A 19,585-nucleotide genomic window follows, 5' to 3' on the forward strand; every position below is an offset into this window, starting at 1 on the left:
GCAGCGGGGTTGCGTGTACCACCTGCGGTGTTTACTACTTATAAAAGACGGGCCACGGAGGCTACATTATGTTGAGTATTTTTAAACCAGCGGCGCATAAAGCTCGCTTGCCTGCAGCGGAGATCGATCCGACATACCGTCGGCTTCGCTGGCAAATATTTTTGGGGATATTCTTTGGCTATGCCGCGTACTATCTGGTGCGCAAGAACTTTGCTCTGGCGATGCCGTATCTGGTTGAGCAGGGGTTTTCCCGAGGTGATTTAGGCTTTGCGCTGTCGGGGATCTCTATTGCCTACGGGTTTTCGAAATTCATCATGGGGTCGGTTTCGGATCGCTCGAATCCGCGCGTTTTCCTGCCGGCCGGTCTGATTCTGGCGGCGGCGGTGATGCTGTTCATGGGCTTTGTGCCGTGGGCGACATCGAGCATCGCCGTGATGTTTGTGCTGCTGTTCCTTTGCGGATGGTTCCAGGGAATGGGCTGGCCGCCGTGCGGACGTACCATGGTGCACTGGTGGTCGCAGAAAGAACGTGGCGGGATCGTCTCCGTCTGGAACTGCGCGCATAACGTCGGTGGCGGGATCCCTCCGCTGTTGTTCCTGCTCGGGATGGCCTGGTTTAACGACTGGAAAGCGGCGCTGTATATGCCAGCGTTCGGCGCCATTCTGGTGGCGATTTTCGCTTTCGCGCTGATGCGTGATACCCCGCAATCCTGTGGTCTGCCGCCAATCGAAGAGTACAAAAACGACTACCCGGATGACTACAACGAAAAAGCGGAAGAAGAACTGACGGCGAAGCAGATCTTCATGCAATACATCCTGCCGAACAAATTGCTGTGGTACATCGCTATTGCGAACGTGTTCGTCTATCTGCTGCGTTACGGCATTCTCGACTGGTCTCCGACCTATCTGAAAGAAGTGAAGCACTTTGCGCTGGATAAGTCCTCCTGGGCCTATTTCCTCTATGAATATGCGGGGATCCCGGGGACGCTGCTGTGCGGCTGGATGTCGGACAAAGTGTTCCGTGGCAACCGTGGCGCGACCGGCGTGTTCTTTATGACGCTGGTGACAATTGCCACCATCGTTTACTGGATGAATCCGGCTGGTAACCCGACCGTCGATATGATTTGTATGATTGTGATCGGCTTCCTGATTTACGGTCCGGTGATGCTGATTGGTCTGCATGCGCTGGAACTGGCACCGAAAAAAGCCGCGGGCACGGCAGCGGGCTTTACTGGTCTGTTTGGCTACCTCGGCGGTTCCGTGGCGGCCAGCGCCATCGTCGGCTACACCGTGGACTTCTTCGGCTGGGACGGCGGCTTCATGGTGATGATTGGCGGCAGCATCCTGGCGGTGATTCTGTTGATTGTGGTGATGATCGGCGAAAAACGCCACCATGCTGAGATGCAACAGAAACGCAACGGGGGCTAAGTGAATGAAAACAGCACTGAAAAACCTGAGTCTGACGCTGATGATGGCGGGCGCGGTGATGGGAAGCCATGCCCTGGCCGCCAGCAACACGGATAAAGTGGTGATTGCCCACCGTGGCGCAAGCGGCTACCTGCCGGAGCATACGCTGCCCGCGAAAGCGATGGCCTATGCGCAGGGAGCGGATTATCTGGAACAGGATCTGGTGATGACCAAAGATGACCAACTGGTCGTCCTGCATGATCACTATCTGGATCGCGTGACGGATGTCGCTGAGCGTTTTCCGAATCGTGCGCGCAAAGACGGTCGCTACTACGCTATCGACTTTACGCTGGACGAAATCAAATCCCTGAAGTTTACCGAAGGGTTTGATCTGGAAAATGGCAAGAAGGTACAGACCTATCCTGGTCGTTTCCCGATGGGTAAATCGGACTTCCGTGTGCATACCTTTGCTGAAGAGATTGAGTTTATTCAGGGGCTGAACCATTCCACCGGCAAGAACATCGGTATCTATCCGGAGATCAAAGCGCCGTGGTTCCATCATCAGGAAGGGAAGGACATTGCGACGAAGACGCTGGAAGTGCTGAAACAGTACGGTTACAGCGACAAGCAGGACAAGGTCTGGTTGCAAAGTTTTGATGTAGCAGAACTCAAGCGCATCAAAAATGAGCTGGAACCTAAAATGGGAATGGACCTGAACCTGGTGCAACTGATTGCCTATACCGACTGGAATGAAACCCAGGAGAAGCAACCGGACGGCAGTTGGGTCAATTACAACTACGACTGGATGTTCAAACCGGGGGCGATGAAGCAGGTGGCGGAATACGCGGACGGCATCGGTCCGGATTACCACATGCTGATTGATGAGAAGTCGACGAAAGGCAACATCGTACTGACGGGCATGGTGCAGGACGCCCATCAGAATAAGATGACGGTTCATCCTTATACGGTGCGCGCCGATCAGTTGCCGGACTACACGACGGATGTGGATCAGCTGTACGACATTCTGTACAACCAGGCGGGGGTGGACGGGCTGTTCACCGACTTCCCCGACAAAGCGGTGATGTTCTTACGTAAAGAGTAAAAACCGCGTTATCCCTCTCCACTGCACCCCAAAGGCGGGCAACCGCTGAGTAAGGTGCAGTTTTTTTTATCTCTTTTCCTGCCTGCTAAAGGCTAAAAAGCGCGCACCAGATCAAGAAATTCAGCCCACAGCATAAATATCTTAAGAAATCCTTAAGCAGAAGATTTATATTAAACGTCTGAACAGTTTATGCCGTTATTGTAACGGATGAGGCCGAAATGGTGCAGGAAGAGTTTAATCACTGGTGGGCAACGGAAGGCGATTGGGTCGAAGAACCGAATTATCGACGCAAAGGGATGAGCGGTGTGCAATGCATCGAACGTGACGGGAAGAAACTGTATGTGAAGCGGATGACACAACACCTGTTTCACTCGGTACGCTATCCCTTCGGACGTCCGACGATTGTGCGCGAAATCGAGGTGATCAACGAACTGGCCCGCGCAGGCGTTATCGTGCCGAAAATTGTCTATGGCAAAGCGACAAAAATTGACGGTGAGTGGCGTGCGCTGCTGATCACCGAAGATATGAAAGGCTTTGTGAGCATCGAGGAGTGGTATAAACAGCATGCGGTGACGCCGTATCCTGATGAGGTGCGCGAGGCAATGCTAAACGCGGTCGCGCTGGCCTTTAAAAAGATGCACAGCGTCAATCGTCAGCACGGCTGCTGCTACGTACGTCATATCTATGTGAAAACGGAAGGAACGGTGGAAGCCGGGTTTTTAGATCTGGAAAAAAGCCGTCGTCGTTTGCGTCGCCATCAGGCGGCACACCATGACTTCTCCCAGCTTGAGAAATACCTGAGTCCCATCCCGAAAGCGGACTGGGAACAGGTGAAAGCGTATTACTACGCGCTGTAACGCACGCTACATCTCAATTTCGATGTCGCCTTTTGCCCTGCAACAGCAGGGCAAAATTTCGCCTGGCTGAATGAACGCTAAAGGCTCGGCGATCCAGTCGACCTGCCCGGCAATCAGTCGGGTGCGGCATGAGCCGCAATAGCCTTCGCGACACTGGTATTCCACTTCAACGTTGTGCGACTCAAGCGCGGCAAGCAGGGAAGGGTGTTCATCCTGGCACAACAACTGTGTGCCAGTGATGCGCAGCGTGACGCGTCCCATCAGAGCTGGAAGTTACTCAGATCGTCGGTATCGACTTCAGCGTCGATCTGCCCGACCAGATAGGAGCTCACTTCCACTTCCTGCGGAGCCACCTGAACGTTATCGGACACCAGCCAGGTGTTGATCCACGGAATTGGGTTGGAGCGGGTCTGGAACGGCAGATCCAGACCGACCGCCTGCATACGAATATTGGTGATGTATTCGACGTACTGGCAAAGAATGTCTTTGTTCAGGCCAATCATCGAACCGTCGCGGAACAGATAGTCTGCCCACTCTTTTTCCTGCAGGGCGGCCTGCACAAACAGGTCATAGCACTCCTGCTTACACTCTTCGGCAATTTCCGCCATTTCCGGATCGTCAACGCCGCTGCGCAACAGGTTCAGCATGTGCTGAGTGCCGGTCAGGTGCAGCGCTTCGTCACGGGCAATCAGACGAATGATTTTAGCGTTGCCTTCCATCAGTTCGCGCTCGGCGAAAGCAAATGAGCAGGCGAAGCTGACGTAGAAGCGGATGGCTTCCAGCGCGTTGACGCTCATCAGGCACAGATACAGTTTTTTCTTCAGCGCGCGCAGGTTCACGGTGACGGATTTGCCGTTCACGGTGTGCGTCCCTTCGCCCAGCAGATGCCAGTAGCTGGTCATCTCAATCAGCTCATCGTAATAGCTGGAAATGCCTTCCGCACGTTTTTGGATCTGCTCGTTGGTGACGATGTCATCAAACACAATAGCCGGATCGTTAACGATATTACGGATGATATGGGTGTAAGAGCGCGAATGAATGGTTTCGGAGAAGGCCCAGGTTTCGACCCAGGTTTCCAGTTCCGGAATGGAGATCAGCGGCAGCAGCGCCACGTTCGGGCTACGTCCCTGAATAGAGTCCAGCAGCGTCTGATACTTCAGGTTACTGATAAAAATGTGTTTTTCATGTTCCGGCAGCGCCTGGTAGTCAATACGGTCGCGGGAAACGTCAACCTCTTCAGGACGCCAGAAGAACGAGAGCTGCTTTTCGATCAGCTTTTCGAAGATGTCATATTTTTGCTGATCGTAGCGGGCCACGTTAACCGGCTGACCAAAAAACATCGGTTCCAGCAGTTGATCGTTTTTCGTCTGTGAAAATGTGGTGTATGCCATTGAAGTGAGTCCTGTCAACTGTGTAATGCCGGATGGCGTTTCGCTTATCCGGCCTACAGCATCCGAGTGATTTTGTAGGCCGGATAAGGCTTTTTGCCGCCATCCGGCAACAGATTAAATCTTACATGCGCCGCTTTCGCAGCCATCATCCTGAATGGATGGCACCAGATCGTCCTGGGCATCTTCTGCGCCATCGCGGGTGTTCTGATAATACAGCGTTTTGACCCCGAACTTATAGGCGGTGAGCAGGTCTTTGAGCAACTGCTGCATCGGCACTTTTCCTGACGGGAAGCGTGACGGATCGTAGTTGGTGTTGGCTGAAATCGACTGATCGATAAATTTCTGCATCACGCCAACCAGTTGCAGATAACCGTCGTTACCCGGCATTTCCCACAGCAGCTCATAGGCGTTGCCCAGGTGCTCGTAGTCCGGTACGACCTGACGCAGGATCCCGTCTTTCGACGCTTTAATGCTGACGTAACCGCGCGGCGGCTCAATACCGTTAGTGGCGTTCGAGATCTGCGAAGAGGTCTCGGACGGCATCAGGGCAGAGAGCGTTGAGTTACGCAGACCGTGGGTCTTGATGGACTCACGAAGCGCTTCCCAGTCATGATGCAGCGGCTCGTTGGTGATGGCATCCAGATCTTTCTTGTAGGTATCGATCGGCAGAATGCCCTGTGCGTAGGTGGTTTCGTTAAACCACGGGCAGGCACCTTGTTCGATCGCCAGTTCGTTAGAGGCCTTCAGCAGATAGTACTGAATGGCTTCAAACGTTTTGTGCGTCAGGTTGTTGGCGCTGCCATCGGAGTAACGTACGCCGTGCTTCGCCAGATAATAAGCGTAGTTAATCACGCCAATACCCAGCGTACGACGCCCCATCGCACCACGTTTGGCGGCCGGGATCGGATAGTCCTGATAATCTAACAGCGCATCGAGGGCGCGAACGGCCAGCACCGCCAGCTCTTCCAGTTCCTCGAGGCTGTTAATCGCCCCCAGGTTGAACGCGGAGAGCGTACACAGGGCGATTTCACCGTTTTCGTCGTTCACATCCATCAGCGGTTTGGTCGGCAGGGCGATTTCCAGACACAGGTTGGACTGGCGTACCGGGGCGACCTGCGGATCGAACGGGCTGTGGGTGTTGCAGTGGTCAACGTTCTGAATGTAGATACGACCGGTTGAGGCGCGCTCCTGCATCATCAGCGAGAACAGTTCAACGGCTTTCACACGCTGTTTGCGGATGCTGTCGTCTTTCTCGTATTTCGTGTACAGACGCTCGAACTCGTCCTGATCGGCGAAGAACGCATCATACAAACCCGGGACGTCGGACGGGCTGAACAGGGTAATGTCTTCACCTTTCAGTAGGCGGGTGTACATCAGTTTGTTGATCTGTACGCCGTAGTCCATGTGACGTACGCGGTTGCCTTCCACACCACGGTTGTTTTTCAGTACCAGCAGGCTTTCCACTTCCAGATGCCACATCGGGTAGAACAGCGTGGCCGCACCACCGCGTACGCCGCCCTGAGAGCAGGATTTCACCGCGGTCTGGAAGTGCTTATAGAACGGGATACAGCCGGTATGGAACGCTTCGCCGCCGCGAATCGGGCTACCCAGCGCACGGATACGACCAGCGTTGATACCGATACCGGCGCGCTGGGAGACGTATTTGACAATCGCGCTGGAGGTGGCGTTGATCGAGTCCAGGCTGTCGCCGCACTCGATCAGCACGCAGGAGCTGAACTGACGCGTCGGAGTACGAACGCCGGACATGATCGGCGTCGGCAGAGAAATTTTGAACGTCGACACCGCGTCATAAAAACGTTTTACGTATTCCAGACGGGTGTCGCGCGGGTAATTCGAGAACAGACAGGCTGCCACCAGAATATAGAGGAACTGAGCGCTTTCGTAGATCTCACCGGTCACACGGTTCTGTACCAGATATTTCCCTTCCAGCTGCTTAACGGCGGCGTAGGAGAAGGTCATATCACGGTCGTGTACGATGAACGAGTCCATCTGCTTGAACTCTTCTTCCGTGTAGTCTTCCAGCAGATGATTGTCGTATTTGCCCATTTCAACCATTTTCACCACATGGTCAAACAGTTTCGGCGGTTCGAATTCGCCGTAGGCTTTTTTACGCAGATGGAAAATCGCCAGACGCGCAGCCAGATACTGATAATCCGGCGCATCACGGGAGATCAGGTCCGCCGCCGCTTTAATGATCGTTTCATGGATATCGGAGGTCTTGATACCGTCATAAAACTGGATGTGGGAGCGCAGTTCGACCTGAGAGATCGATACGTTATTCAGTCCTTCTGCCGCCCAATCCAGAACCCGATGGATTTTGTCGAGATTGATGCGCTCTGTACTACCATCACGCTTTGTCACCAGCAGACTCTGATTCATGTGGTTTTTTACCTGTCCGTGAAAGAAAAAATATCCCCTGCATTATCCACAATGCCACCTTGTGACTAACTCTGTGGATAAATACTATATGTAGGGGTTGAGTGTTAAAGTAAACGCTATATGGTGAGTATTCTAGTAGGGATTCTTTTCAGCACAAGAGTTGATTTTGAGGTTAAATTGAGGTTGCAAAAGGGTAAGAAAGGCTAAGTGCACGTGGTATAAGGCCTGGCGGGGATGTCAATAATTCATAAAAAAAATAGATAATTTGATCGAGTGCTGATTTCTTCAACGAAGGTGAAGAAAGTTCTCATGATCTGGCGCAAATTTTGTGACCTGGATCCAGGCGAGGGAGGCCGGATGGCGACGTAAATGTGTTATCCGGCCTGCAGGGCCTATTTCCGTAGGCCTGATAAGCATAGCGCCATCAGGCATTGTTCCCGTCAGCATGCCGGATGGCGGCGTTGAACGCCTTATCCGGCCTACAAGAGCGGCTAACCAACCCTGGCGGTAGTGTGCACCATATAGTTAACATCAACGCCGGGGCCAAGCTTGAAGGTGTTGGTGATGGGGTTGAAATGCAACCCGGTCATATGGCGCTCCTGCAATACCGTCTGATCCACCCAACCTAACAGCTCCGCAGGTTTAATAAATTTTTTCACATCATGGGTCCCTTTCGGCACCATACGTAAAATATATTCCGCACCGACAACGGCCATCAGCCAGGATTTGCCATTGCGGTTGAGCGTTGAGAAGAACACCTCGCCGCCGGGTTTCACCAGTTGCGCACAGGCTCTGACCACCGATTGCGGATCGGGCACATGTTCCAGCATCTCCATACAGGTTACCACGTCATACTGATGGGCATGTTTTGCCGCGTGTTCTTCCACGGTTTCCTGCACGTAATCCACCTGAATACCACTTTCCAGCGCATGCAGTTTTGCCACCTGTAAGGGCTCAAAACCCATGTCCAGACCGGTCACCGTGGCGCCTTCACGGGCCATGCTCTCTGCCAGAATGCCGCCGCCGCAGCCGACGTCGAGCACCTTTTTACCAAACAGGCCGCCTGAGCGTTCAGCAATGTAACCCAGCCGTAGCGGGTTAATACGATGCAACGGCTTAAATTCGCCTTCCAGATCCCACCAGCGCGACGCGACTGCTTCAAATTTGGCAATTTCTTCATGGTCAACGTTGTGGTTTACCGGTGGTTTTACGGCATTCATCGGGGCTTTTACTCCTTATAGGGCAAGACGAATGAGTATATCAGGCATTCACTCTGAATAAAGCGTATAGGTTTACCTCAATCTCTGCGGTTGTGTTATAATTTGCGACCTTTGAATCCGGGATACAGTAGAGGGATAGCGGTTAGATGAGCGACCTTGCGAGAGAAATTACACCGGTCAACATTGAGGAAGAGCTGAAGAACTCTTATCTGGATTATGCGATGTCGGTCATTGTTGGCCGTGCGCTGCCGGATGTCCGAGATGGCCTGAAGCCGGTACACCGTCGCGTACTTTACGCCATGAACGTATTGGGCAATGACTGGAACAAAGCCTATAAGAAATCAGCCCGTGTCGTTGGTGACGTAATCGGTAAATACCACCCGCATGGCGACTCTGCGGTATACGACACCATTGTCCGTATGGCTCAGCCGTTCTCGCTGCGATATATGCTGGTGGATGGCCAGGGGAACTTCGGTTCCATCGATGGCGATTCCGCAGCGGCGATGCGTTATACGGAAATCCGTCTGGCGAAGATTGCCCATGAGTTAATGGCCGATCTGGAAAAAGAGACGGTTGATTTTGTCGACAACTATGACGGCACGGAAAAAATCCCTGACGTTATGCCGACCAAAATCCCTAACCTGTTGGTGAACGGTTCGTCCGGTATCGCAGTAGGTATGGCGACCAACATCCCGCCACACAACCTGACGGAAGTGGTTAACGGCTGCCTGGCATATATCGACGATGAAGACATCAGCATTGAAGGGCTGATGGAATACATCCCGGGTCCGGACTTCCCGACGGCGGCGATCATCAACGGTCGTCGCGGTATTGAAGAAGCCTATCGTACCGGTCGCGGTAAAGTGTACATTCGTGCCCGCGCGGAAGTGGAAGCTGACGCGAAAACCGGTCGTGAAACCATTATCGTGCATGAGATTCCGTATCAGGTGAACAAAGCGCGCCTGATCGAGAAAATCGCGGAACTGGTAAAAGACAAACGCGTTGAAGGCATCAGCGCGCTGCGTGACGAGTCTGACAAAGACGGTATGCGCATCGTGATTGAAGTGAAACGCGACGCGGTCGGGGAAGTGGTACTGAACAACCTCTACTCCCAGACTCAACTGCAGGTCTCTTTCGGTATCAACATGGTGGCACTGCACCATGGCCAGCCGAAGATCATGAACCTGAAAGACATCATTTCAGCGTTTGTGCGCCACCGCCGTGAAGTGGTGACCCGCCGTACCATTTTCGAACTGCGTAAAGCCCGCGATCGTGCGCATATCCTTGAAGCACTGGCAATTGCGCTGGCGAACATCGACCCGATCATTGAGCTGATTCGTCGCGCGCCGACCCCGGCGGAAGCGAAAGCGGCATTGATCGCACGTCCGTGGGATCTGGGCAACGTGGCTGCGATGCTGGAACGTGCCGGTGACGACGCTGCGCGTCCGGAATGGCTGGAGCCAGAATTCGGCGTGCGTGACGGTCAGTACTACCTGACAGAACAGCAGGCCCAGGCGATTCTGGATCTGCGTCTGCAGAAACTGACTGGCCTTGAGCACGAAAAACTGCTCGACGAATACAAAGAGCTGCTGGAACAGATCGCGGAACTGCTGCACATTCTGGGCAGCGCCGATCGCCTGATGGAAGTGATTCGTGAAGAGCTGGAACTGATCCGCGATCAGTTTGGCGATGAGCGTCGTACCGAAATCACCGCCAACAGCGCCGATATCAATATCGAAGATCTGATCAACCAGGAAGATGTGGTTGTCACCCTGTCTCACCAGGGCTACGTGAAGTATCAGCCGCTGACCGACTACGAAGCACAACGTCGTGGTGGGAAAGGCAAGTCGGCTGCACGTATTAAAGAAGAAGACTTTATTGACCGTCTGCTGGTGGCCAACACCCATGACACGATCCTCTGCTTCTCCAGCCGGGGTCGTCTGTACTGGATGAAGGTTTATCAGTTGCCTGAAGCGAGCCGTGGTGCGCGTGGTCGTCCGATCGTCAACCTGCTGCCGCTGGAAGCCGACGAACGTATTACCGCTATCCTGCCGGTTCGTGAGTACGAAGAGGGCGTGAACGTCTTTATGGCGACCGCCAGCGGTACGGTGAAGAAAACCGCGCTGACCGAATTCAGCCGTCCGCGTTCTGCCGGTATCATCGCGGTGAACCTGAACGATGGCGACGAACTGATTGGCGTGGATCTGACCTCCGGTTCTGACGAAGTCATGCTGTTCTCGGCGGCGGGCAAAGTGGTGCGCTTTAAAGAAAATGCCGTCCGTGCAATGGGCCGTACTGCGACCGGTGTACGTGGTATCAAGCTGGCGGGCGAAGACAAAGTCGTCTCCCTGATTATTCCACGTGGCGAAGGCGCGATCCTGACCGTGACGCAAAACGGTTACGGTAAGCGTACGGCGGCGGAAGAGTATCCGACTAAATCTCGTGCGACGCAGGGCGTTATCTCTATCAAAGTGACCGAGCGCAACGGTTCTGTTGTTGGCGCGGTGCAGGTTGATGATTGTGACCAGATCATGATGATCACCGATGCCGGTACGCTGGTGCGTACTCGCGTGTCGGAAATCAGCGTGGTAGGGCGTAATACCCAGGGCGTGATCCTCATCCGTACTGCGGAAGATGAAAACGTGGTGGGCCTGCAGCGTGTGGCTGAGCCGGTGGATGACGAAGACCTCGACTCCATCGACGGTAGCGCGGCGGAAGGGGACGATGATATCGCCCCGGAAGCGGAAACCGACGACGATGTCGCCGATGACGCAGACGAGTAATCTGCGGGTTTAACGACCACACAGAAGGGAGGCGCTGCCTCCCTTTTTTACGTCCTGAATTCACCCTTTCCCCTTGTCAAAAGTCATGTTCGGGGAGTTTTGCTTTCAATGTATAAAAATACAAAATAAAATGAATAATTATAACTCTGTGAAGGTGCTCACTGTTTGTTCAGCCATTTACCGTTAACTTTCCTGTTACCAAATCGCGATATTTACGATCCCTTACTGGCAGGAGAACTGAAAAATTATTAAATAAAATCCCCTAAAAATTTAAAGACAAAAGCGTTGGCTGCCTTCATCTGTCAGTTCACTTCTGACGGATGAATATACTTATACCTACACGTTGGGAGTTAACTATGATAGTTGAAATTGCAGAAGGCTTTATCCATCTTTTCCAGAGCGCAGGAAAGATATTCTCCGGGATGATCGTCAGTACCATTCCGATGCTGATAACCTTAATTTTGACCGTTAATTTTATTATGAAATTAATTGGCCAACAGCGAATGGAAAAAGTCGCCACCCTGATGGGGAAATCAAAAATATTAACCTACGGAATTTTGCCGAGTTTTGCCTGGTTCTTCCTTAGCAGTCCGGGCGCGCTGACGATGGGGAAATTTCTACCCGAACGTTGTAAACCCGCTTATCAGGATGCGCTGGGTAGCACCGTACACCCGCTGACGTCTCTGTTCCCACACATTGTGCCATCTGAACTCTTTATCTGGCTGGGGGTAGCCGCTGGTCTGACGCGACTCGATTTGCCGGTTGCCGACCTGGCATTACGCTATATCGCCGCGGGTATTCTGCTCGGCTTTATCCGTGGTTTTCTTACGGAATATATCTTCACCCGGCTGGAGAAACGCGAACTTAATCAGGAATAAGGGAAAACAATGAAAGTACTATTTTCGGCTGACGTCGTAAAGGCTGGAAGAAAAGTGGAAGAGGGACTGCTTAATGGCATGTTGATTACCTTTAATGACCGCGCTCCGGAAGATTATCTCGATTATGTACTGGTCATTAAGAATATTGTTTGTGATGTTACCCCATTACAAAAAGCAATGGATTATGTTCTGCAGATTAATCATCAGACCTGGAATATAACCTGCTGGGGAGAGGCGGCATGGCAAAATTTATGCGAGTTAGGTCATGTGACGGTGGTATTTGACGGGGCTGAAAAGCCAATAGCCTATGGTTCATTACACGTAAAAAGTCATTGTTCTCCATCCGTAAATGAATTGATTGGCCCATTGACAATAATGAGGAAAACCAATGAAAACCGTACTGATTAAAAAAGGTCATTCAGGGATTGGCGATGACATGTATTTATATCGCGATACCCGCATGGTGATCCTGTCGCTAACCGGGAAAACCATTGATCCGGTCGCGAAAAAACTGGGTGAAATGCTGGAGATGACCGTGGTTAACGGCTTTGACGCCATGCCGGATGATAAGAAAATCCTTTGTGTGGTCATCAACTGTGGCGGTTCATTGCGCTGTGGCATTTATCCACAGAAAAGAATCAAGACAATCAACGTGCTACCGACTGGCGCGATGGGCCCGCTGGCGAAATATATCACCGAAGATATCTATGTCTCTGATGTCAGTCTTGAATCGCTTTCGCTGATTGAAACCATTAATCAACCGGTCACAGGGGAGGAAAACGTTGAGCTCAGTGAGCCTCTTCCGGCAGGCAATGCCGGTGCCGTAGCACACGATCGGGTGGAGGCAAAACCACGCGGTTCCGCGACCAACACCGCGCTGGAGTTGATGACGCGTTTTGCGACGGGGATCGGTAACTTTGTCAGTCTGCTTTACTCCTCGGCGCGTGAATCGGTCGAGCTGTGTATTAAAAACGTGATCCCTTTTATGGCCTTTATCTCGGTTCTGATCGCTCTGGTTCAGGAGACCGCGATTGGTCAGTGGACCGGGAATGCGCTGTCGCCGCTGGCCGGCTCGTTAACCGGCCTGTTTGTGATTGCCATTATCTGTGGTCTGCCCTTCATCTCTCCCATTCTGGCTCCTGGCGCGGCGATTGCGCAGGTCGTTGGCGTACTGGTAGGAACGCTAATCGGTAGCGGGGTGGTCTCACCGCTGATGGCGTTACCGGCGCTGTTCGCGATTAACGTCCAGGTCGGTGCCGACTTCATTCCCGTAGGGCTTTCCATGCAGGAGGCGAAAGAGAAAACCATTCGTCTTGGTGTGCCCTCTTTCTTGTTGTCACGGATGATTACCGCGCCTCTGGCGGTGGCCATCGGTTATCTGTTTTCGTTTGGTTTGTTTAACTGAGGAAGTGCGTAATGAACAAAATCAATGCTGCGGTGGTGGGGGCCGGTATTTATGGCAAACATCATATCAATGCGTATCACTATAATCCGTGGGTGAACCTGGTGGGGTTTTGTGAGATCAATCCGGATATCCGCGCCAACGTTGCGGCGGAGTTTCAGGTGCCTGGCTATGCCTCACTTGAAGAGTTGTTTGCCGCAACGGACGTTGATCTGGTGTCAATCGCTACGCCGGATCCGTTCCACTTTGATGCCACGATTGAGGCCATCAGCGCGGGCAAACATGTGCTGATTGAAAAACCGATGGCGACGACGTCAGCGGAATGTCGGGAAATCATCCGCTGTGCGCAGCAACAAGGCGTGAAGATTGGCGTCGATTACCACAAGCGTTGGGACGGGATGGCACAGCATATTCACCATGAGCTGTTGAAACCCGAAACTGGCCAGGTCCTGCGTGGCTATATGAGCATGGACGATATTATCGACGTGCCGAAAAACTGGCTGTCATGGGCGAATGAGAGTTCTCCCGTTCATTTCCTCGGAACGCATTGTTTTGATTTAATTCGATATTATATGAACGGCGCCAATGCTGTGAGCGTCTATGCGATAGGGCAGAAGAAGAAGCTGGTAGCGGAAGGCATTGATTCCTGGGACACCATTCAGTCTTTCGTCACCTTTGATAATGGCGCGCAGTGGACCGTTGAAGTGGGGTGGTGCTTACCACCTTCATTCCCCAAAGCAAATGATGGTCGCAGTTTTGTTATTACCGAGAATAACTATTATCGTGCCGACGCACAGTTGCGGGGATATGAAATGTTCACCCCTCAGCGCAGTGCAACGCCAAATTATAATTTTATTAATTACGTTAATAATAAAGCCAGTGGCTATGGGATTCAGCCAATACATGATTTTGTTGAACACATATTATTTGATACCCCTTATCTGGCAACCGCAGATGATGGGCTGCAGGCGACCTTAATTTGCGAAGCCGTGCATCATTCGTTATCGACAGGACGTATTGTGCAGTTATAATTAATCAGTAGTTTACGCCTCATAAACAGTTTTTCTGGCTTTAATTTCTCTGATTAAGGCAGGGTTATTTATTCCCCCACAACCCGGTCGATGATCAGCGTTTATGAGGCGCCTTTTCATTATTCATATTCAGATAGCAATATTGCAGCGCGTGGAAAAAAAGCGTGTGTAATGACATTTTCAGTGCGGCGAAGCTGAGGGGGCTGACGCTGGACTGGGGCGTATATAAGGTTACATCGGCAAGCGTCGCGCCGCTCTGATGGCTGGCGACAGCCAGTGAGGCGGCTTCATGCTCACGAATCAAGGTAATCAATTGATTATCCGGCTCATCTTTGAGTCCAGGCAGCAGGATCACGGAATCACAATCCGTCAGGGTGTTTGTCAGCAATGAATGGGCATTCTGGTACTCCACGGGAATGCAGACTTTGCCAATATCACTATAGTCCTGAATGATATTGCTGAGTAATGAACTCAGTTCTCGCGGATGACAGAAATAGAGGTTACGGCTGGAATTAATAATTTCAAAGAAAGTATTAAGGGCCGCAGGGTTATTATTATTAATAAACTCGCCAAGAATAACATTGTTTTTCGTTGCCTGGGCCGGAAGCAGTGCCTCAGGTTCGCTGCGCAGACACTTAATTAAATCATATTTAAATGAAGTAAAACCGGTATAACCGAGAGATTGTGCAAAGCGAACGATGGAGGGTTGACTGGTTTGCGTCTTTTTTGAAATTGCCGTCGACGTCAGTTTTTCCGCGCCCGATAATGTAGCCAGAATGTAACGGCTAATTGTTTGTTCCGCGTGCGTACCTGTTTTTACCAGTAACTGAAGTTGTTCGATAATGTTCATTGAGGTCCCTCGGTTTTGTTTATTATGACAGATACACTTTATCCTTCAAGCAGCCTCTGTATTGGCTGCGGAACGACTCGGTTCATCCATGAACCTCACCCTGACGGCCCGTCGCTTTGCGACGTATAAATCTGTACCTGACAGATTTGTCAGAATCCCCGGCCACAGCGTGATCTCAGTGTCCGGGGATGACAGGAGAGGCGTCCATGCCATCTGAATGATTTTGTGTATAACCGGGGGACGCAGGAGTTAATTCATCCTTTCCACAATCATTGCAATACCCTGACCGCCGCCGATGCACAGCGTCGCCAGCCCTAACGTTTTATCCCTGGCGGAAAGCGCATGCAGCAATGTTACCAGGATCCGCGCGCCGCTGGCGCCGATAGGATGCCCAAGCGCAATCGCGCCTCCGTTCACGTTCACCTTTTGTGGGTCGAAGCCCAGCGTCTTGCCGACGGCAAGGAACTGCGCGGCAAAGGCCTCATTGGCTTCAATCAGATCGATATCTGAAAGCTGCAATCCGCATTGTTGCAGTGCCTTCTGCGTGGCGGGTACCGGCCCCATCCCCATCAGCGCTGGCGCGACGCCGCCGCTGGCATATGCCTTAATGCGCGCCAGCGGTTTCAGCCCTGCCGACAGGGCGGCGGATTCTTCCATGACCACCAGCGCCGCCGCGCCGTCGTTGATCCCTGAGGCATTACCGGCGGTGACGGTACCGGCCTTATCAAACGCCGGGCGCAGTGCGGCAAGACCTTCCGCGGTTGAGTCAGCCTTGGGGAATTCATCGCGGTCAAAGACAATGGTTTTTTTACGCGACGTGACGCTGACCGGCACAATTTCGGCCTGGAAGGCACCAGAATGGATGGCGGCGACTGCTTTTTGCTGAGAGAGTAGCGCCAGCTCATCCTGCATTTCGCGGCTGATACCGTATTCGCGGGCGACGTTTTCGGCGGTGATCCCCATGTGATAGCCATGGGTGGCACAGAGCAGACCGTCACGCAGAATCACATCCGACAACTGGCCGTCGCCGAGACGATAACCCCAGCGGGCTTTCGCATCCAGCAGATAGGGGGCCAGACTCATGTTTTCCATGCCGCCAGCGACCAGCGCCTGTGCCTGACCGGCCTGAATCGCCTGGGCGGCCAGTGCGACGCTTTTAAGCCCTGAACCGCAGACTTTGTTGACGGTAAACCCGCAGACGGTTTCGCTAAGGCCGCTTTTTAACAGCGCCTGGCGTGCCGGGTTTTGTCCCAGACCGGCCTGCAACACGTTGCCCATGATCACTTCATCCACACGCTGCGGATCGAGGTGCGCGCGTTCCAGCGCGGCGCTAATCACGGTTGCGCCAAGTTCGATGGCGCTGGTGGTAGCCAGCGCGCCGTTGAAACTGCCGATGGCGGTACGTACCGCGCTGACGATGACACAATTTTTCATCTTCTGTTCCTTAAAAGTGAGTCGCTGCCGTCAGAAAAAGGTCAGGCCGACAACAAAAATGACGCCGGAGAAAAGCAGGGCGGTGATGCAGTACCCCATTATGTCGCGAACCCCCAGCCCGGCGATGGCCAGTGCGGGAAGCGCCCAGAAGGGTTGCGCCATGTTCATCCACTGCTCGCCGTAGGCAATCGCCATCACGGATTTACCGAGATCGGCACCTAGCGCCTGCGCGGCTGGCATGACAAACGGTCCCTGAATAACCCAGTGACCGCCGCCTGACGGCACAGCAAAGTTGATCAGCGCAGAGCTAAAGAAGGTCATGACCGGGAAGGTGTCTTTATTGGCGACGTTGATGAAGAATTCGGTGATGAGTCCTCCGAGACCGGAGTGCTCCATCATCAACTGGATACCGGCATAGAACGGGAACTGCACCAGGATACCGGCGGTGCTGCGCGCGGCGGCACTAATCGCGCGCATATAGGCCATCGGCGTTTTGTGCAGCAGCAGACCGGCAATCATAAACATCAGGTTGACAGTGTTGATGGTGATGTTGAACCCTTTCTCGGCGAAGTAGATCCCGAGATAAGCGATGCCTAACGCCCCAATGATCAGCGCCAGGATACGGCTCTCTTCCAGTTTTTCTGACGGAGGCGCATCTGCCGGCAAGGTTTTCTGGAAATCAGGCTCTTCCATCAACAGTTTCGGATCGACGCTGACAACATCCGACGGTTTTGGCGTCATCATGCGAGTGATAAACGGCATGACCACAATCAGACCGAGGGTGATGAAGAGGTTGAAACCGGTAAACAGGGTGTCGCTGACCGGAATCAAGCCCGCAATGTGTTCAACCGGGTTACCCGGCGTTGCCGCCAGCAGGGGCATCGAGCCGGAGAAGCCGCCGCCCCAGGTCAGAAAACCGATATAGGCGCAGGCAATCAGTAGCGGATAATCGGATCCTGGCACGCGACGGGCAACTTCACGGGCAAACATCGCCCCCACCACCAGACCGAAGCCCCAGTTGATGACGCAGGCGACGGAGCCGAAGAACGTCACCAGCATCACGCCCTGCGCGGGCGTTTTCGCGGCAGAGGCAGCGGTGCGCAACAGGTTTTTCACCGGACCAGAACTGGCCAGCGCGTGACCTGTTACGATGATCAACGCCATCTGCATCCCGAAGGCCAGCAGATTCCAGAAGCCATCCCCCCAGAAACGCACCATACTGATCGGCGTTTGCGGCGTCAGCCACAGCGCGATGCCGAACGTCAACAGCGTCAGCAGCATGGCGAAAATCAGGGGATCGGGCAGCCAGCGGCTGACGAAGCGCGTCATGAAACGCGAGATGCGGCCGATCATGCTTCACCTCGCTGAACGACCAGATCGGCGGCAACGTCAAACTGCGCTTCTGTTTTTGCTCGCAGAGTATCGAGGTCGCACCCGTCGACGATTTCCGTCAGCCACATTTTGCCGTCGATAAAGCGGAACACGGCGAGTTCGGTGACCAGCATATGCACCGCATGCTGGGCCGTCAGCGGCATGGTGCAGTGGCGAAGGATTTTCGCCGAGCCGTCTTTCGCGCAGTGTTCCATCGCGATAATCACTTTGCGCGCTCCGGTTACCAGATCCATTGCGCCGCCCATACCAGGGACCATTTTGCCGGGCACCACCCAGTTCGCGAGGTTAGCCTGTTCATCAACCTGCAACCCACCCAGTACGCAGGCATCCACATGACCGCCACGAATCAATGCGAATGACATCGCGCTATCGAACATCGCCGCACCCGGCAAAATCCCGCAGGGTTGACCACCGGCGTTCACCAGATCGGGATGCGCGGTCGTGACCGGTCCCAGTCCGAGAAATCCGTTCTCTGATTGCAGGGTGATATGAATGTCATCCGGCAGATAGTTGGCGACCATCGTCGGCAGGCCAATGCCTAAGTTCACAACATCACCATCGCGAAGTTCTTGCGCCACACGGCGCGCAATACGTTGTTTCGCATCCATTATTTGCTCTCCTGTGGAATGACGATATGGTCGATAACGGCGCCGGGGGTGACTATCTGGTCAGGCAACAGATCGCCTGTCTCCACGAGTTCGTCAGGTTCCACCAGGGTGATATCGGCGGCGAGGGCAATAAGCGGGTTGAAATTGCGGGCGCTGAGTTGGTAGGTCAGGTTGCCGAGAGGGTCGGCACGGTGCGCGCGGATGAGTGCCAGGTCGGCGCGCAATGGTCGCTCCAGCAGCCAGGTTTTGCCGTCGAGCGTCAGGGTTTGTTTGCCATCTTCCACAATGGTGCCGACGCCGGTAGGGGTCAGGAAACCGCCGAGCCCAGCGCCGCCGCAGCGGATCTGTTCAATCAGCGTACCCTGCGGCACCAGCTGAACGTCCATCTCTTTGGCAATCATCCGACGCCCGGTTTCCGGGTTGGTGCCGATATGGGACGCAATGACTTTGTTCACCCGGCCATTGACGATCAGTGGGCCAATACCGGTATCGACAAAGGCGGTATCGTTGGCGATCAGTGTCAGGTCTCTGACGCCGGATTCAAGCAAGGCTTCGACAAGGCGGGGCGGGGTCCCTACCCCCATAAAACCGCCAACCATGATGGTCATGCCGTCACGAAAGAACCCGGCAGCGTTCTGTAAGGTAATCAGTTTTGTTTTCATTATGTTTCCCTTTTGCATACTCCATTTTGGGTACGCAAAGGGAATAGCAAGCGGGATGCCAGAATGGCTAACGGATGAGAAAATTAATTAATTTGTTGAATAACAAAGATTATTTAAACTGGTTTTGCGCGGGGAGTCAGCGGAGGCTATGCAGAATTTTGCGCACTGT

At 53.3% G+C, this 19,585-nt stretch carries 17 protein-coding genes; 8 read left to right on the forward strand and 9 right to left on the reverse strand.

From position 1 onward, the window contains the following. Positions 1–68 precede the first annotated feature (68 nt). From glpT to inaA, 3 genes are all read left to right on the forward strand, one after another. Complete coding sequence (glpT, locus tag WM46_RS01975; RefSeq protein WP_102601277.1) at positions 69–1,427, forward strand: glycerol-3-phosphate transporter; 1,359 nt, start codon at positions 69–71, stop codon at positions 1,425–1,427. A gap of 4 nt (positions 1,428–1,431) precedes the next feature. Beyond that, on the forward strand, positions 1,432–2,508 hold the full coding sequence (gene glpQ, locus WM46_RS01980; RefSeq protein ID WP_102601278.1) for a glycerophosphodiester phosphodiesterase: 1,077 nt from the start codon (positions 1,432–1,434) through the stop codon (positions 2,506–2,508). 218 nt (positions 2,509–2,726) lie between these two features. Then, the gene (inaA, locus tag WM46_RS01985) at positions 2,727–3,365 is read left to right on the forward strand and encodes a lipopolysaccharide kinase InaA (protein WP_061074775.1); all 639 of its coding nucleotides are present in this window, start codon (positions 2,727–2,729) and stop codon (positions 3,363–3,365) included. A gap of 6 nt (positions 3,366–3,371) precedes the next feature. Here inaA and yfaE read toward each other — a convergent pair whose 3' ends face one another. The 4 genes from yfaE to ubiG all read right to left on the reverse strand — a co-directional run bounded on the left by yfaE (position 3,372) and on the right by ubiG (position 8,376). Next, the gene (gene yfaE / locus WM46_RS01990) at positions 3,372–3,626 is read right to left on the reverse strand and encodes a ferredoxin-like diferric-tyrosyl radical cofactor maintenance protein YfaE (protein ID WP_042317864.1); all 255 of its coding nucleotides are present in this window, start codon (positions 3,624–3,626) and stop codon (positions 3,372–3,374) included. Then, the gene (gene nrdB / locus WM46_RS01995; protein ID WP_102601279.1) at positions 3,626–4,756 is read right to left on the reverse strand and encodes a class Ia ribonucleoside-diphosphate reductase subunit beta; all 1,131 of its coding nucleotides are present in this window, start codon (positions 4,754–4,756) and stop codon (positions 3,626–3,628) included. The genes yfaE and nrdB overlap by 1 nt, the downstream gene beginning before the upstream one ends. 114 nt (positions 4,757–4,870) lie before the next feature. Continuing rightward, positions 4,871–7,156, reverse strand: a complete 2,286-nt coding sequence (gene nrdA, locus WM46_RS02000; protein ID WP_061074773.1) for a class 1a ribonucleoside-diphosphate reductase subunit alpha — start codon at positions 7,154–7,156, stop codon at positions 4,871–4,873. Positions 7,157–7,647: 491 nt separating this feature from the next. Beyond that, a complete protein-coding gene (ubiG, locus tag WM46_RS02005) occupies positions 7,648–8,376 on the reverse strand; it encodes a bifunctional 2-polyprenyl-6-hydroxyphenol methylase/3-demethylubiquinol 3-O-methyltransferase UbiG (RefSeq protein WP_102601280.1) in 729 nt (242 codons plus the stop codon). A gap of 146 nt (positions 8,377–8,522) precedes the next feature. On the opposite strand from ubiG, the gene gyrA reads away from it, so the two are divergent. The 5 genes from gyrA (at position 8,523) to WM46_RS02030 (ending at position 14,470) form a co-directional block, all read left to right on the forward strand. Continuing rightward, positions 8,523–11,159: a DNA topoisomerase (ATP-hydrolyzing) subunit A gene (gene gyrA, locus WM46_RS02010; protein WP_061074771.1), complete on the forward strand. Its 2,637-nt coding sequence runs from the start codon at positions 8,523–8,525 to the stop codon at positions 11,157–11,159. 356 nt (positions 11,160–11,515) lie between these two features. Then, the gene (locus WM46_RS02015) at positions 11,516–12,037 is read left to right on the forward strand and encodes a PTS glucitol/sorbitol transporter subunit IIC (RefSeq protein WP_042317872.1); all 522 of its coding nucleotides are present in this window, start codon (positions 11,516–11,518) and stop codon (positions 12,035–12,037) included. 9 nt (positions 12,038–12,046) lie between these two features. Beyond that, positions 12,047–12,445 carry a PTS glucitol/sorbitol transporter subunit IIA gene (locus WM46_RS02020; RefSeq protein WP_061074770.1) on the forward strand — a complete coding sequence of 133 codons (399 nt, stop codon included), beginning with the start codon at positions 12,047–12,049 and terminating at the stop codon, positions 12,443–12,445. Further along, positions 12,426–13,442, forward strand: a complete 1,017-nt coding sequence (locus tag WM46_RS02025; protein WP_102601281.1) for a PTS glucitol/sorbitol transporter subunit IIB — start codon at positions 12,426–12,428, stop codon at positions 13,440–13,442. The genes WM46_RS02020 and WM46_RS02025 overlap by 20 nt, the downstream gene beginning before the upstream one ends. Positions 13,443–13,453: 11 nt before the next feature. Beyond that, the gene (locus tag WM46_RS02030; protein ID WP_061074768.1) at positions 13,454–14,470 is read left to right on the forward strand and encodes a Gfo/Idh/MocA family protein; all 1,017 of its coding nucleotides are present in this window, start codon (positions 13,454–13,456) and stop codon (positions 14,468–14,470) included. A gap of 94 nt (positions 14,471–14,564) precedes the next feature. Here WM46_RS02030 and WM46_RS02035 read toward each other — a convergent pair whose 3' ends face one another. From WM46_RS02035 to atoD, 5 genes are all read right to left on the reverse strand, one after another. Beyond that, positions 14,565–15,320 (reverse strand): MurR/RpiR family transcriptional regulator, encoded by a 756-nt coding sequence (locus WM46_RS02035; protein WP_061074767.1) that lies wholly within the window; start codon positions 15,318–15,320, stop codon positions 14,565–14,567. Positions 15,321–15,569: 249 nt separating this feature from the next. Then, a complete protein-coding gene (locus WM46_RS02040) occupies positions 15,570–16,754 on the reverse strand; it encodes an acetyl-CoA C-acetyltransferase (RefSeq protein WP_061074766.1) in 1,185 nt (394 codons plus the stop codon). A gap of 30 nt (positions 16,755–16,784) precedes the next feature. Then, a complete protein-coding gene (locus WM46_RS02045; protein WP_061074765.1) occupies positions 16,785–18,107 on the reverse strand; it encodes a TIGR00366 family protein in 1,323 nt (440 codons plus the stop codon). Continuing rightward, positions 18,104–18,754 (reverse strand): 3-oxoacid CoA-transferase subunit B, encoded by a 651-nt coding sequence (locus WM46_RS02050; protein WP_061074764.1) that lies wholly within the window; start codon positions 18,752–18,754, stop codon positions 18,104–18,106. Before WM46_RS02050 ends, WM46_RS02045 begins: the two co-directional genes overlap by 4 nt. Continuing rightward, entirely contained in the window at positions 18,754–19,416 is a 663-nt protein-coding gene (gene atoD / locus WM46_RS02055; protein ID WP_058586854.1) for an acetate CoA-transferase subunit alpha, read from the reverse strand. The genes WM46_RS02050 and atoD overlap by 1 nt, the downstream gene beginning before the upstream one ends. Positions 19,417–19,585 lie beyond the last annotated feature (169 nt).

It is taken from the genome of Citrobacter freundii complex sp. CFNIH2, assembly GCF_002880615.1.
Lineage (GTDB): Bacteria > Pseudomonadota > Gammaproteobacteria > Enterobacterales > Enterobacteriaceae > Citrobacter_A > Citrobacter_A amalonaticus_F.

What these genes read in the sequence shown, in the direction of transcription:
- glpT (WP_102601277.1), top strand. Translation starts at nt 69, where the DNA reads ATGTTGAGTATTTTTAAACCAGCGGCGCATAAAGCTCGCTTGCCTGCA.
- glpQ (WP_102601278.1), top strand. Translation starts at nt 1,432, where the DNA reads ATGAAAACAGCACTGAAAAACCTGAGTCTGACGCTGATGATGGCGGGC.
- inaA (WP_061074775.1), top strand. Translation starts at nt 2,727, where the DNA reads ATGGTGCAGGAAGAGTTTAATCACTGGTGGGCAACGGAAGGCGATTGG.
- yfaE (WP_042317864.1), bottom strand. Translation starts at nt 3,626, where the DNA reads ATGGGACGCGTCACGCTGCGCATCACTGGCACACAGTTGTTGTGCCAG.
- nrdB (WP_102601279.1), bottom strand. Translation starts at nt 4,756, where the DNA reads ATGGCATACACCACATTTTCACAGACGAAAAACGATCAACTGCTGGAA.
- nrdA (WP_061074773.1), bottom strand. Translation starts at nt 7,156, where the DNA reads ATGAATCAGAGTCTGCTGGTGACAAAGCGTGATGGTAGTACAGAGCGC.
- ubiG (WP_102601280.1), bottom strand. Translation starts at nt 8,376, where the DNA reads ATGAATGCCGTAAAACCACCGGTAAACCACAACGTTGACCATGAAGAA.
- gyrA (WP_061074771.1), top strand. Translation starts at nt 8,523, where the DNA reads ATGAGCGACCTTGCGAGAGAAATTACACCGGTCAACATTGAGGAAGAG.
- WM46_RS02015 (WP_042317872.1), top strand. Translation starts at nt 11,516, where the DNA reads ATGATAGTTGAAATTGCAGAAGGCTTTATCCATCTTTTCCAGAGCGCA.
- WM46_RS02020 (WP_061074770.1), top strand. Translation starts at nt 12,047, where the DNA reads ATGAAAGTACTATTTTCGGCTGACGTCGTAAAGGCTGGAAGAAAAGTG.
- WM46_RS02025 (WP_102601281.1), top strand. Translation starts at nt 12,426, where the DNA reads ATGAAAACCGTACTGATTAAAAAAGGTCATTCAGGGATTGGCGATGAC.
- WM46_RS02030 (WP_061074768.1), top strand. Translation starts at nt 13,454, where the DNA reads ATGAACAAAATCAATGCTGCGGTGGTGGGGGCCGGTATTTATGGCAAA.
- WM46_RS02035 (WP_061074767.1), bottom strand. Translation starts at nt 15,320, where the DNA reads ATGAACATTATCGAACAACTTCAGTTACTGGTAAAAACAGGTACGCAC.
- WM46_RS02040 (WP_061074766.1), bottom strand. Translation starts at nt 16,754, where the DNA reads ATGAAAAATTGTGTCATCGTCAGCGCGGTACGTACCGCCATCGGCAGT.
- WM46_RS02045 (WP_061074765.1), bottom strand. Translation starts at nt 18,107, where the DNA reads ATGATCGGCCGCATCTCGCGTTTCATGACGCGCTTCGTCAGCCGCTGG.
- WM46_RS02050 (WP_061074764.1), bottom strand. Translation starts at nt 18,754, where the DNA reads ATGGATGCGAAACAACGTATTGCGCGCCGTGTGGCGCAAGAACTTCGC.
- atoD (WP_058586854.1), bottom strand. Translation starts at nt 19,416, where the DNA reads ATGAAAACAAAACTGATTACCTTACAGAACGCTGCCGGGTTCTTTCGT.